The sequence below is a fragment of the Microcystis aeruginosa NIES-4325 genome (assembly GCF_008974145.1).
GTDB lineage: Bacteria > Cyanobacteriota > Cyanobacteriia > Cyanobacteriales > Microcystaceae > Microcystis > Microcystis aeruginosa_G.
The window spans coordinates 127,436-139,815 of the sequence record NZ_BJKP01000002.1; the positions used below are offsets into that span (position 1 = coordinate 127,436).

General features: G+C 44.1%; 14 protein-coding genes and 1 pseudogene. 12 read left to right on the top strand and 3 right to left on the bottom strand.

Going from position 1 to position 12,380, the window contains the following annotated elements:
- Nucleotides 1–36: 36 nt before the first annotated feature.
- The 4 genes from MiAbW_RS20645 (at nt 37) to MiAbW_RS01740 (ending at nt 2,019) form a co-directional block, all read left to right on the top strand.
- Complete coding sequence (locus tag MiAbW_RS20645) at nt 37–270, top strand: hypothetical protein (RefSeq protein ID WP_151694667.1); 234 nt, start codon at nt 37–39, stop codon at nt 268–270.
- A 30-nt stretch (nt 271–300) separates the two neighbouring features.
- Nucleotides 301–990: a J domain-containing protein gene (locus MiAbW_RS01730; protein ID WP_151694668.1), complete on the top strand. Its 690-nt coding sequence runs from the start codon at nt 301–303 to the stop codon at nt 988–990.
- A 73-nt stretch (nt 991–1,063) separates the two neighbouring features.
- On the top strand, nt 1,064–1,675 hold the full coding sequence (locus MiAbW_RS01735; RefSeq protein ID WP_151694669.1) for a DUF3611 family protein: 612 nt from the start codon (nt 1,064–1,066) through the stop codon (nt 1,673–1,675).
- Nucleotides 1,676–1,677: 2 nt separating this feature from the next.
- Nucleotides 1,678–2,019 (top strand): DUF565 domain-containing protein, encoded by a 342-nt coding sequence (locus MiAbW_RS01740; RefSeq protein ID WP_151694670.1) that lies wholly within the window; start codon nt 1,678–1,680, stop codon nt 2,017–2,019.
- 75 nt (nt 2,020–2,094) lie between these two features.
- Here the strand turns inward: MiAbW_RS01740 and MiAbW_RS01745 are convergent.
- Nucleotides 2,095–2,452 (bottom strand): annotated as a pseudogene (locus tag MiAbW_RS01745) (Uma2 family endonuclease); the annotation flags it as partial.
- A gap of 258 nt (nt 2,453–2,710) precedes the next feature.
- Here MiAbW_RS01745 and MiAbW_RS01750 point away from each other — a divergent pair.
- Nucleotides 2,711–3,580: a bile acid:sodium symporter family protein gene (locus MiAbW_RS01750; protein ID WP_151694671.1), complete on the top strand. Its 870-nt coding sequence runs from the start codon at nt 2,711–2,713 to the stop codon at nt 3,578–3,580.
- Between the two features lie 334 nt (nt 3,581–3,914).
- Complete coding sequence (locus tag MiAbW_RS01755) at nt 3,915–5,804, top strand: ABC-F family ATP-binding cassette domain-containing protein (RefSeq protein ID WP_151694672.1); 1,890 nt, start codon at nt 3,915–3,917, stop codon at nt 5,802–5,804.
- A 29-nt stretch (nt 5,805–5,833) separates the two neighbouring features.
- On the opposite strand, the gene MiAbW_RS01760 is transcribed toward MiAbW_RS01755, so the two are convergent.
- Complete coding sequence (locus MiAbW_RS01760; RefSeq protein WP_151694673.1) at nt 5,834–6,304, bottom strand: hypothetical protein; 471 nt, start codon at nt 6,302–6,304, stop codon at nt 5,834–5,836.
- A 120-nt stretch (nt 6,305–6,424) separates the two neighbouring features.
- Between MiAbW_RS01760 and MiAbW_RS01765 the strand changes: the two genes are divergently transcribed.
- The 6 genes from MiAbW_RS01765 to MiAbW_RS01790 all read left to right on the top strand — a co-directional run bounded on the left by MiAbW_RS01765 (nt 6,425) and on the right by MiAbW_RS01790 (nt 9,742).
- Nucleotides 6,425–6,688, top strand: a complete 264-nt coding sequence (locus tag MiAbW_RS01765; RefSeq protein WP_151694674.1) for a hypothetical protein — start codon at nt 6,425–6,427, stop codon at nt 6,686–6,688.
- Nucleotides 6,689–6,778: 90 nt separating this feature from the next.
- A complete protein-coding gene (locus MiAbW_RS01770; protein WP_002766602.1) occupies nt 6,779–7,132 on the top strand; it encodes a metal-sensing transcriptional repressor in 354 nt (117 codons plus the stop codon).
- A 66-nt stretch (nt 7,133–7,198) separates the two neighbouring features.
- On the top strand, nt 7,199–7,381 hold the full coding sequence (gene rpsU / locus MiAbW_RS01775; RefSeq protein ID WP_002738938.1) for a 30S ribosomal protein S21: 183 nt from the start codon (nt 7,199–7,201) through the stop codon (nt 7,379–7,381).
- A 139-nt stretch (nt 7,382–7,520) separates the two neighbouring features.
- A complete protein-coding gene (gene upp, locus MiAbW_RS01780; protein ID WP_151694675.1) occupies nt 7,521–8,174 on the top strand; it encodes a uracil phosphoribosyltransferase in 654 nt (217 codons plus the stop codon).
- Nucleotides 8,175–8,188: 14 nt separating this feature from the next.
- Nucleotides 8,189–8,476: a hypothetical protein gene (locus MiAbW_RS01785; protein ID WP_151694676.1), complete on the top strand. Its 288-nt coding sequence runs from the start codon at nt 8,189–8,191 to the stop codon at nt 8,474–8,476.
- 885 nt (nt 8,477–9,361) lie between these two features.
- A complete protein-coding gene (locus MiAbW_RS01790; RefSeq protein ID WP_151694677.1) occupies nt 9,362–9,742 on the top strand; it encodes a DUF1830 domain-containing protein in 381 nt (126 codons plus the stop codon).
- A gap of 8 nt (nt 9,743–9,750) precedes the next feature.
- Here the strand turns inward: MiAbW_RS01790 and MiAbW_RS01795 are convergent, their stop codons facing one another.
- Complete coding sequence (locus MiAbW_RS01795; protein WP_151694678.1) at nt 9,751–12,378, bottom strand: chloride channel protein; 2,628 nt, start codon at nt 12,376–12,378, stop codon at nt 9,751–9,753.
- Nucleotides 12,379–12,380: the final 2 nt, after the last annotated feature.

Sequence of the window (12,380 nt, forward strand, 5' to 3'; positions counted from 1 at the left end):
AATCCTTCTCAATTAATTCTTAAGAATTTATAAATATTGCGAAATATTAATTTAAATATTCTCAAGTTTTTGGAGTCAATAAATAATTTTTGCTTATCTTTGGTCAACATTGGGTTAGAAGTCAGTATTCTCCGAGTCGGGAGACAGTATTCAGGAGATAGGAGACAGGTTTTAGGTGTTGGGGTTTTGGGGTTTTGGTTCAATTTCCCCACTTCCCACTTCCCATTCCCGACAATTCTCCTTCTCCGCTGCGTTAACCATGGTCGATAATAACAAAAGAAAGATCGATCGCTTGCGCTCATGACCGGCAACCACTACCAAACCTTAGAAATCAGCCATAAATCGACCCCTGACGAGATTAAACAGGCCTATCGGCGTTTAGCCAGACAATTCCATCCCGACAGTCAAAACGATAGTGCCAGTCACGATAAAATCGTCGCTATTAACGCCGCCTACGAGATTTTAAGCGATCCGAGACTAAGAAAAGACTACGATAACCAACTAATCGGCAATTCTCCCGAAAAACGCGCCCAACGCACTGCCGCAGCCCAAGCAAATTACCATCGTTACAAAGAAACAGCCCAGGGAGACGAGTCCCTAGTCAAACAGTGGTATAACCAAACCTATAGCCCGATTAATCGCCTGATTGGTCAAATTATCCGTCCTCTCAAACGTCAGATCGATCACCTATCCGCCGATCCCTTCGATGATCAGTTAATGGCTGTGTTTCAAGACTATCTAGAAACCTGTCACCAAAATCTTGATCGAGCCAAAACCCTCTTTTCCCAACGGCCCAACCCTGCCAAAATGGCCAAAGTGGCCGCTTCTCTTTACTACTGTCTCAATCATCTCACTGATGGACTAGAAGAATTAGAAACCTTCACCCTTAACTATGACGATCGCTCTCTCCACACCGGCCAAGAAATGTTTCGCATGGCCCAGGGTTTACAGATGGAAGCTAAACAGATAGCCAGTCAGTGCCAAAATTAAATCTCTAGCCATGGGCAAAAAAAAAGACGAAAATAGATCAAGACCAGATTTACCCAATTCTAGCTTAACCCCGATGAGAGACAAACAATCAGAAATTACCAATATATCCACCAGTAGAGATTCTGATCTTTATTCCTTGCCTCCGGCGGTCCAACGGGCTGCTAATATCCTTTTACGTCAGGGAAGAATCGGTTTTTGGACGCAGATTGTCCTGGGCGTAATTTCAGGGGTTTTATTACTCATTGCCACCGCTAGTTTATTAGGGACGAGACAACGCACTTCCGGTATTGAAATCGGTGTTTTATGTGCCATTGGTGGGGCTGGTTTCTTGGTGGTCGCCATTTTCTTTTCTTCTCGTTACATGAAAATTGCCCGTCAAATGTTGAGGGGTGATCAAGATAGTCGCCCGAAAAAATCCGATACTATTCAGTTAATCCGTCAGGGTTTAATCGCTAATATTGTCGGGATGTTTTTAACCATTTTGGGGGCGCAAGCGTTAGCAGGAATCATCTTAATTAAATCCCTCAATGTTCCCCAAGGTACTTTTAATGTGGCCTCTAACCCCAGTCAATTTGTTAATTCTGTTGACCTGTTAATTGTGCAGGCCAATACTAATACAATTCTCGCTCACTTTACCGGTATCGTTACCTCTTTGTGGCTTCTTAATCGTATTACTTCTAAATAAATATGGCCATGCAGCGCACCCGTTTAAGTACGCTGGCTAATGTCACCAGCAGTCGATTTAATAGCTTTTTTGGTAATCCTTGGCGGCGGATTTCTCTCCAGATAATTTGTGTTTTATTTGGAATTTTTTCTGGTCAAGCAATTGTCACCACTGCCGGACAAACTGCCCAATGGGATGTCACGGCTGCCGGTTTATTGCTGCTGTTTACGGAGGCGACTAGCCGGATTGTTTACCGAAAAAGTTCCCAGGCTAAACCAGCACCAATTCTCCGAGAATCTTTCAATTTACTCAAAATTGGTATCACCTATAGTTTATTTCTAGAAGCCTTTAAAATTGGCTCTTAAATATTTAATGAGCGCTGCCGTTTTCCTGTGCCGATTCTAACTGTTATTCTTCTGCTATTTATAACGGCACTTTTCTTAGATTTCATCGGGGTTAATGCCAAGCAATCTCAGCCTTTCGGCCAGCCCTGTCGCTCTTTGTTCAGCTTCCTGTTTAGCCAGTCGTTCTTGAGCAGTGATCGCATCAGCCTGTTTCGCTCTTTCCTGACTGGTCATACCAGTATAACCATTCTCGATTCTCGTAACCCAGCGCCAAGCCAATTTCAAGCAACCAAACTCGATTATTCTCACTCTCTAGAAGTTGATATTTTCCTGAGATTAATTTATATACTTCTCATCTTTGTCGGTTTTTAAATCTTCCCCTTCTGCCACTGAAAGGATTGTATATTACATAATACAAAATCCCTAGGCTTTGGTAATTTAGAAATTTTTCCTCCGCTCAGTCGAGCGGACGGTGAACCTAGTGTTAAAACTATTTGGTTGTGACTGCGAAGGTTACAGGATATCAGCCAGACTTGGAAATAAAACCCCCTTGAGCCATCTTGCACACTTTTCTCTCTTTGTCAAATTTTATGTTAAGAAAGATGTGACTAATGGATAGCGGGGGTTTTTAGTTGGCAAAATCGGTAACTAGGGACACGAATAAATTAGTCAATTTATGGGAAAATAAGCGTATCTTCTCCGCTTTTATCCCATGCAAGCCAACTTTTTTACTAATATCCTCTTACCCGTTGCCCTAGGCGTTTTAATGTTAGGCATGGGATTAGGATTAATTCCCGCCGATTTTCAGCGTATCACCCGTTATCCCAAAGCAGTCCTAATCGGTTTAGTCAATCAGATTATTATCCTACCGCTCGTCGGCTTTGTTATTGCTTCTCTCTTGCCCCTCCGGCCAGAAATTGCCGTCGGTTTAATGATTGTCGCCATTTGCCCCGGCGGTCCTTCCTCCAATGTTTTAACCTATTTAGCTAGGGGAGATGTGGCCCTTTCTGTTACTTTAACCGCTTTTAGTAGCATCATCACCATTTTCACAATACCTTTTTTAGCTAGTTTAACTCTCTGGCATTTTATGGAGGAAAGTTCCGCCATATCCCTACCCATTGGTTCCACTATGGGGCAAATATTTTTAATTATAGTTTTACCCATGGTTATGGGTATGACTATCCGCCATTACTTCCCGTTACTGGCTAAAAGTCTGGAACCGATAACTAATCGTTTAGCCGTGATTTTTCTAGCAGTTATTATCTGCTTATTAATCCTGAGAGAATGGGAACGTTTACCTTTATTTATCGCTCAAACTGGCCTGGCAGTGATCATTTTAAATACGACTGCTTCCCTAATTGGGTTTTTCAGTGGTCGTTTATTTCAATTAACTATTCCCCAAAGAATTTGTATCGCAATTGAGGTGGGTATTCAAAGCGGCACTTTAGCTATTGCTATCACTGCTGGTTTATTAAATAATCCCGATCTAGCCATTCCTGCAATTGTCTATAGTTTATGGATGTATGTCAGTGCTTTTATCGCTGTTTATTATGGTCGCAAAAAAGTAGCTTTGGCAAAATAGGTAAATGGGGCGATGGGGAGAATGTAGCGGGATGCTTGTTCCGTTATTAGTCAACATTACTCAGTAATAATATTCGATTATTGGTCGAGTTTTTCGGCTCTCTTATTCTTTGTGTGATAAGTTTAACTTATATAGTAGCGATCGATCTTTGTGTCTCTGTGGTTCGTTCCATTTTCTCAGCAGCCGAGTAGCTAAAAACCTTACTAGGCGGTTATTTCAGGTATGACAACCCTATTTGATGCCTGAACATTTCCCACTGATCAGAAACGCCGTAATCTAGCGCTTGTATTAGTCCAGACATTACAATAGAAAAGAAGGATTATTCCCAGAAATCATGACACTGCTGACGGTTCGATCGCTGAAAAAAGACTTCGGTATCAAGGAAATTCTCAAAGATGCCAGTTTTAGCCTCGATGATCGCGATAAAGTCGGCCTGATCGGTACGAATGGATCGGGAAAATCGACCCTATTGAAAATGATCGCCGGATTGGAAGCGATCGATGGTGGCGAAATTCAAATCAATTCCGGGATGAAAATCGTCTATTTACCCCAGCAACCCGATCTAGACGACGATAAAACGGTTTTAGAGCAGGTTTTCGCCGATAGTGGCGAAAGTATGACTTTAATCAAGGAATACGAGGAATTGTCCGATCGCCTTCTCCATGAGCCAGAAAATCTGGATACTATTATGGAGCGTTTGTCAAGGGTTTCGCAACAAATTGATAAACTTGCCGCCTGGGATTTAGAAACCAATGCTAAAGTTATTTTAAGTAAACTGGGCATCAATAATTTTAATGCTCGCGTGGGAGATTTATCGGGGGGATATCGCAAAAGAATCGCCATCGCTACCGCACTTTTAGCCGATCCTGACTGTTTATTGATGGATGAACCCACCAACCATTTAGACGCACTTTCCGTGGAGTGGTTACAGAGTTATTTGTCCCGTTTTCGGGGAGGATTATTATTAATTACTCATGATCGCTATTTTCTCGATCGAGTGACTAATCGCATCATTGAAATTGATCGGGGAGACTTATCTACTTATGCTGGTAATTATGCCTATTATCTAGAAAAAAAAGCTTTAGCGGAAGAATCGATCGCCAGTAGTCAACGCAAACACGCGGGAGTTTTACGACGGGAATTAGAATGGTTATCCCGGGGACCCAAAGCGCGCAGTACCAAACAAAAAGCGCGGATCGATCGCATTCAGTCCATGGGGAATAAGGAATTTAAACAGGTGGAAGGAAAAGTCGATATTGCCACTGCAGGAAGACGCATCGGCAAAAAAGTTATTGAAGTAGAAAATATCTCGAAAGCTTACGGTGATCGCACTTTAATTAAAGATTTTACCTATATTTTTACCCCCGAAGATCGCATCGGTATTATTGGGAGTAACGGGGTAGGAAAATCTACTCTCATGGATATTATTACCGGGAAAACTCTCCCCGATTCAGGCACGGTTGACATCGGTTCCACTATTCATATTGGTTACTTCGATCAACAATCCGATGATCTCAATATCAACGAAAATCAAAGAGTGATCGAATATCTGAAAAGTGTGGCCGAATTAGTCAAAACCCTAGACGGCAGCGTGATTACCGCTTCCCAGATGTTAGAAAAATTTCTCTTTCCTCCCGATCAACAGTATGCACCAATTTATAAACTTTCTGGAGGAGAAAGACGACGCTTATTTTTACTACGAGTCTTGATGAGTGCCCCTAATGTTTTAATCTTAGATGAACCCACCAATGATCTCGATGTGCAGACTTTAGCAATTTTAGAAGAATATTTAGAGGACTTTAACGGTTGTGTGATTGTCGTTTCCCATGATCGCTATTTTCTCGATCGAGTAGTTGATACTATTTTTGCCTTTGAAACGGGGGGCAATATCCGTCAATATCCGGGTAATTATTCCCTTTATCTCGATCAGAAAAAAGAGGAGGAGGAACCCAAAGAAAAAAAAGTCACCCCAAAAACTGTTAAAGCTTCTTCCTCACCTGTCAATAAGAAAATCTCTTTTAAAGAGAAAAAAGAATACGAAGACATCGAGAAACAAATACCAATTTTAGAAGCAAAAAAAGCTGAAATTGAACAGGTACTTTATGGAGAACCCCTAGAAGATTTTACCAAGATCACTGCTCTGACCGAAGAATTAGCTCAATTAAGTCAAAAAATTGATAATTTAACCGATCGCTGGTTAGAATTAGCAGAAAAATTAGGCTAGGATGATCCCTATTTTCCCGATCAATTGAGTTAAAACTGAGTGATAATTTCCGGTGAATCATCCTCATCCATGACCAGATCTACCGACTCCACCCGCAAGAGTGCCAAATTATCATTAACCTCCCCCTTCAGATAGATTTCCCCCATCCCTTCACCCCCTAGATCGATCGAGCCAAAAACTTGACTGGTTTTGGTATTAAAATTAAACTGAAAATAATTAGCCGAGGAGATTCCCTCGCTGACATTATCGTATTTAGCGATCTCTTGACCACTGTTATCATAAAAATATACTTGAAAATTTTCTAAAACTTGCGTTTTTCCCGAACCTTTTTCCGAAAAGATAGGCGGGGCCGTTTTTTCATCATAACTAAAAGAACCTTTAGCTGTATAACCTTGATTTCCCAACCATTGAAAATCGATCGTCACAGCTAAAACCCGTTGGCTATTCATGTTAGCAACTAAAAGCCAAGCTAATAGTAAAGTCAATATCATCTTTTTCATGGTCAATCTGAACTATCATTAGTAGGTTATTTCAGTGATCAGTGATCAACTTTTTGCTTCCCACACCCTACACCCCACTTTCCTATACCTTTTAAACAGGATTTAGTATCACTGATCATCATGAATAGGGCCAATTTTATCCGACAAAGAGCGATTTACAAAAACTGGCACAATTATCAATCGCGGTGTCAGATTTTGCGATCGCAACTTGGTTTTAATCAAGTGCCTTCCTCCCGCCCCCAAACCTGCACCGGTTGTCGTCACTACCACGGTCAATCCTACGGTCAGAGTCGAGAAACCCGTCAGCGTCTAATTTGTGGATTTCATCCCTCCAGTTGGAATCAAGGCGAAAATTGCCCCGATTGGCAAAGCGAAGACCCTTGAACGGAAATTTAAACCAGACAAAACCATACTAGGATATGGGGTTCGCAACTGTGGCACACTAGAGAGTATAACTGAATTGACAGTAAACCCTTGACTAATCAAATTACCCCTTTCGACCCCCTTCACAACCACGACGAGACGGGCCATGACCACGAGTCAAAAGGGACTCCCCACGTCCATAGCGAAGCTTCCCTGAAGCAAATTATTAACCGTCTGTCACGGATCGAGGGACATATTCGCGGCATCAAGACAATGGTATCGGAAAATCGTCCCTGTCCTGAAGTTTTGATGCAAATTGCCGCTATTCGCGGGGCGATTGATCGTGTGGCCAGAATTATTCTCGACGAACATCTGAGCGAATGTATTGCCCGGGCTGCCCAGGAAGGTAGTATCGAGACAGAAATCGAAGAATTAAAGGCCGCCTTGGATCGCTTTTTACCCTAGATTGTGCTATAATGAGAAGTTGGCATTTTTTAGGCAGAGAGCAATTACAGGAGGTGAATTAGGTTAATGACCCAAGTGGTAGTTGGTCAGAACGAGGCGATCGAATCAGCCCTGCGTCGTTTTAAGCGACAGGTAGCGAAAGCGGGAATTTATGCGGATATCAAAAAGCATCAATTTTTTGAAACCCCTCAAGAAAAGAGAAAGCGTAAAGCAGTAGCCCGGAGACGACAAAGAACCCGTCGTCGTTAAAATTACCCAAGTCAGAAGCCACTCGCAAGCTTCTGGCTTGCTTTTATTTTAACCCGGTTTTGGGGGTTGAGAAGCGGGAAGTGGGGAGAAAAAAGCTGATAAGATAAAGTTTAGCCCTCGATCGAGTTCTAGTGTTTTCATGGTTTTACAACTGCGCGTCTATGTTCCCGAACATCCTCTGGTTAAGCATTGGCTGGCGATCGCACGCGATCAAAATACCCCCTCGGTACTGTTTAAAACAGCGATGACGGAACTAGGGCGCTGGTTAACCTATGAAGCAGCCCGGCAATGGTTGCCGACCCTGGAAACTAGCGTTAAAACCCCTCTAGCGGAATGTCCCGCTACTTTTATCGATCCTAGCGTACCGATCGCCGTAGTCCCGATTTTACGGGCAGGATTAGCCCTGTTGGAAGGGGCGCAAAGTCTTTTACCCCTAGCTAGTACCTATCATCTCGGTTTAGCCAGAAATGAGAAAACCCTGGAGGCGAGTTGTTATTTAAATAAATTACCAGCCAGTTTTGATCCGGCCACAAGAGTCTTAATTCTTGAACCGATGTTAGCCACGGGGGGATCAATTTCCACCGCAATGGCAGAAATTACCAGCAGAGGCGTTGATCCTGCCCTGATTCGGGTGATTTCCGTGGTGGCTGCCCCGCCGGCTTTACAGAAATTGAGTCAGAATTATCCCAGCTTGAACATCTATACGGCTATTATCGATGAAGGATTAAATAGCCGTGGTTACATCGTGCCAGGGTTGGGCGATGCCGGCGATCGAGCTTTTGGAACCTATTAGGAGAAAAAGGGATTATGAGTCAGCGAGATGGGTTTGCGGGCGGTTTTTTAGCCGGTGCGATTGTCGGTGGTTTAGTGGGCGGTGTTTTGGGGACAGTGTTGGCTAATCGCAGCCGTCGCAGTTTAGCAGATGGTGATAATCAGTCTTTTTTGGAGGAGATCCGCAATGGGCGCTTGACTCCACAGGAAGGTATGGAAATAGCCCGCCGCAGTTTAGAAGATAAAATTGCCCAGTTAAATCTAGCGATCGATGATGTGCGTCAACAGTTAGGATCGGTACAGGAAAACGGCAGCGATCGTTAAAGTAGCTCTAAAGAGTCTTGGGTTAAAAGTTAAACTTCAAGCTCTTGCTTAGTACAAATATACCCAAAAAACTGATTTTCGGGGACAAATTAGTTAACCCATTCTACTGACTTCTAACCCAATGGTAGATGTGGGATTTTGGCAGCAGTCCTATTTTACGACAAAGATAAGCAAAAATTATTGATTGACTCCAAAAACTTGAGAATATTTAAATTAACATTCCGCAATATTTACAAATTCTTAAAAATTAATTGAGAAAGATTTTTATTTAACAACGATGTTACGCTGGTTACAGCGATTTGATAGAATTTCATAGTGGGTTATTCTGTGCTTTTTTGGGCAGCAATGGTTAAAACCCTTGCCACACCTAGAAGGTCATCCTAATTAGGACTGGTAAATCAGTCAATTTCACTGGCAACGATGATCTTTTTTTTGTGTAGTTTTATTGCAAAAAAAAAGTTTTTTTGACAAAAAGCACAAAGTATGACAGACCCACAATAGATTTCTGGCTGCGAGTAGCTATCCCAGAGTGGGGAGAAGGGAGTGCCGGAGTTGGGAGCAGGGGAGAAAAAAGCTCACGGCTAACTTGACAAAAATTACCTCGGTTTCTATAATCCCGAAGCCGTCAATAAAATTCAGCGATAAATAGCTGGGCAAAAAGCAAGAAAAACAGCCAAAAAACGTAGTTACCCCCTTGACAAATAGCCAAAACTAGGCATTAATTAAATTTAATCATTTTTTAATAAAAACCGCTTTCTATAACCAGAAAAAGCGATCAGTAGATTTTTATCAGAGTAATGTAATCATCTTTACAGCTATCGGGGATCAAAGGATGTTACGGTGAAGGAGCGATGACAAACCCACTTTAAAATCACCCCAATTGCTATGGCACAGATTCTCGATCCCCTCCCCAACGGCAAGAAAAATAGTATTCTTTGTTGCTATGTGAATGCGACCAGTCATATTCAAATTGTTCGCATCACCAATATTGCTAACTGGTATTTTGAAAGGGTGGTTTTCCCCGGGCAGCGTTTAGTATTTGAGACCCTAGCAGATGCTTTCTTAGAGATTCATACGGGTATGATGGCCAGTGCCATCCTTTCCGATAACATCCCCTGTGAGCGCCTTTATATCAGCGATGGGGATGACGATGACTCCGATGGTCAACTAGACAGGGAAATATTCTACCCCCATTCCTTAGAGGAAAGTCAAGGGGCAAAAATTGACAATACCGTACCCTTCGGTTTAACTTTAGCTTCCGCCTAGCTCATCAACTAATCCGATAATTCCCCTCGCACGAGAATGACAGTGCAATTAACCGCACGGGCAATCGTCGAGGGGATATTGCCATTTAAGAACTGATTGAGCAAGCTTTCCCTAGATGCACCCAAAAGCACCAAAGAACAATCCTCCGATTCTACCAGATTAATTACCGCCTCGGCCGGAGAGGCCGAACGAATCGGTAAAGGTACAATCGGCTGTGCGATCGCTTTTTGTAAAGATGCTTGTAAAACTTCCAAAATAGACAGATCTGGCAGTAACTCCGTGGGGGAATAGATTTTAGATAACCAAACTTCGGGATGATGGGAGGACTCGGACAAAGACAGCAAACTAGGCAATAATGCTAAAGCGCGTTGGGCATTCGGACCGCCGGCGGTGGGAATCAGCCAAATCCTTTCCCGATTAAGATCGTTGGGAAAACAATCCTTTGTTCCCAATTTTACCAAGATAGTTTCACAGGGAGCTTCAGCGATCAAAGTATCGACTAAAAACCCAAAAATCGCCCCAGTGGTGGATCTTTCCCCCGTCCAACCCATAATTAATAAATTGCTGTGTCGTTCGCGAATCGTTGCCAAAATCCCTTCAGCGATATCCTGAGCCACCGAAATTTGTGTATGAACAGAGATATGCTGCTGTCGAGCTAATCTTTCCAGACGATGAAGTAATTTGCGTCCTTCCCGCGTATCTACCCGGACTTCCGCCGGAGAACTAAGACGAGGCACAGTAATCACATAGAGACAATCTATCTCATAATTGCGTTCACGGGCGACAGCAGCGGCAATTTTAAACAAAGCGGTAGCGGTATCGGGATTGGCAATAGGTAACAAAATCCGGCCTATTCCCACGGCCGGGGAACGAGTTTGATAAACCACATAGGAAGGGGTAGTGGGTTGGGGCAGTTGACAAACCCCCCCCAATTGATCAGCTTCCACCCGGATAATATCAGTGCGGGTGATGATCCCCACCAGTTTTTGACCATCGGTAACGGGTAAACGGGAAAGCTGATAGCGATTTAAGAGAAATAAAACATCGCTTAAGGCTGCCTGGGGGGCTACAGTAATCGGATTGGGAGTCATGATCTCCCGTAGGACAGTTTGACTGTTTTTTGATCGCCATTTATCCAGATCACTTTGGGTAAAAATCCCCAATAGTCGCCCCTGTTCCACCACGGGAAAACCGCGATGATGGGAACGGGACATAATTTTCACCACTTCCCCCAGGGGTAAATCCGCCGGCAGAATTTCCACCTGCGATTGCATCACATCCATAGCCGACAGATGGGCCAGCACATCATTAGCAGGGGTTTCCTCGTTGAGAATAATACCACTAGCGGAAAGTAAATGCTGATAGAGAGAACCGGGTAGAATGCTTTCGGCAGTGATATAAGAAACGGCACAGGTCAACATCAGGGGCAGCACAATATTAAAATTGCGATGCAGTTCAAAGACAATCACGATCGCCGTTACTGGAACCCTGACTACTCCCGTAAAAAAGGCCCCCATACCCGCTAAAGCATAACTAGGTTCGCTGCCGAAACCCATAATTTTCGTCTCGATTCCCCCCACCAGAAACCCCAAACAGGATCCCAACACCAAAGCAGGGGCGAGCAGTCCTCCCGGGGCGCCGGAACTATAGGAAATCATCGTCAGGAAAAAATAGACCACAAAAGCGAGGGCGGTATTCTGCCAACTTAATTCCCCTGCCAGCAAAAACTCGCGTAAACCCGTATTATCTCGAAAAAAGTCGGGTAAAAAAGCCACTACCGTTCCCGATAACCCACTGACCAGACCGATCCGCCACGCCAGAGATAACCGCCAACGCCGCTGCAGCTGACTACAAAAAAGGATGCCTTGATTGAATAAAGACCCCAATAAGCCCGCTAAAACCCCCAAAAGGCAATAAATCGGTATTTCTTGGGCAGAGAAGCTAATATTGGCATATTCAGTGATAATCGAGGGGGTATTCTGCAGCATCATCGACACCACCGCCCCGGTAAAGGAAGCCACAATCGCCGTTTCTAGGGTCATACTGGAAACATCGCGCATTAATTCCTCGATCACAAAGAGAACCCCAGCGATGGGAGTAGTAAAACCGGCCGCTAACCCCGCGGCTGCCCCGGCTGCGATCATCTGACGACGGTGATCGGGACTGGTGGGCAGCCAGACGCTTAATTGGGCTGCTAGGGCTGCCCCGATGTGTACCGTGGGGGCCCGACGACCAAGGGTTAAACCACCGCCAAGGATCAGGATCGCCCCGATCATTTTTACGAGGGCGACGCGCCAAGATAGGGGCAAAGGATATTTAGCTAGGGCTGCTTTTACTTGAGGAATACCACCCCCGGCAGCCGCGGGGGAGAAGTGTTCCACAATCCAACCGGCACTGTAACCAAGCAGAAAACCGCCGAGGGGCAAAACTAGGAAAGGAGAGGAATTGGCTACTAGATGCACCCGCCAACCACCTAACCAACCGATGCCCAATTTCAGGATAATAGCGGCCAGGGCGGAGAGAATTCCGATTAAACAGGCGACCAGTAAAGCATAACGACTATCGGTGGCGCTACGTCCGAAGTGTTGGGATTTGAACCACTGACGGAGGTTTTGGTGACGGGCAAAAAGTCCCATAA

Bases quoted from the DNA above. Each gene is read 5' to 3' on its own strand.
- MiAbW_RS01765 (WP_151694674.1), top strand. From the start codon at position 6,425: ATGAATAGGGCCAATTTTATCCGACAAAGAGCGATTTACAAAAACTGG.
- MiAbW_RS01760 (WP_151694673.1), bottom strand. From the start codon at position 6,304: ATGAAAAAGATGATATTGACTTTACTATTAGCTTGGCTTTTAGTTGCT.
- MiAbW_RS01750 (WP_151694671.1), top strand. From the start codon at position 2,711: ATGCAAGCCAACTTTTTTACTAATATCCTCTTACCCGTTGCCCTAGGC.
- MiAbW_RS01785 (WP_151694676.1), top strand. From the start codon at position 8,189: ATGAGTCAGCGAGATGGGTTTGCGGGCGGTTTTTTAGCCGGTGCGATT.
- MiAbW_RS01790 (WP_151694677.1), top strand. From the start codon at position 9,362: ATGGCACAGATTCTCGATCCCCTCCCCAACGGCAAGAAAAATAGTATT.
- MiAbW_RS01795 (WP_151694678.1), bottom strand. From the start codon at position 12,378: ATGGGACTTTTTGCCCGTCACCAAAACCTCCGTCAGTGGTTCAAATCC.
- MiAbW_RS01735 (WP_151694669.1), top strand. From the start codon at position 1,064: ATGAGAGACAAACAATCAGAAATTACCAATATATCCACCAGTAGAGAT.
- MiAbW_RS01755 (WP_151694672.1), top strand. From the start codon at position 3,915: ATGACACTGCTGACGGTTCGATCGCTGAAAAAAGACTTCGGTATCAAG.
- rpsU (WP_002738938.1), top strand. From the start codon at position 7,199: ATGACCCAAGTGGTAGTTGGTCAGAACGAGGCGATCGAATCAGCCCTG.
- MiAbW_RS01730 (WP_151694668.1), top strand. From the start codon at position 301: ATGACCGGCAACCACTACCAAACCTTAGAAATCAGCCATAAATCGACC.
- MiAbW_RS01740 (WP_151694670.1), top strand. From the start codon at position 1,678: ATGGCCATGCAGCGCACCCGTTTAAGTACGCTGGCTAATGTCACCAGC.
- upp (WP_151694675.1), top strand. From the start codon at position 7,521: ATGGTTTTACAACTGCGCGTCTATGTTCCCGAACATCCTCTGGTTAAG.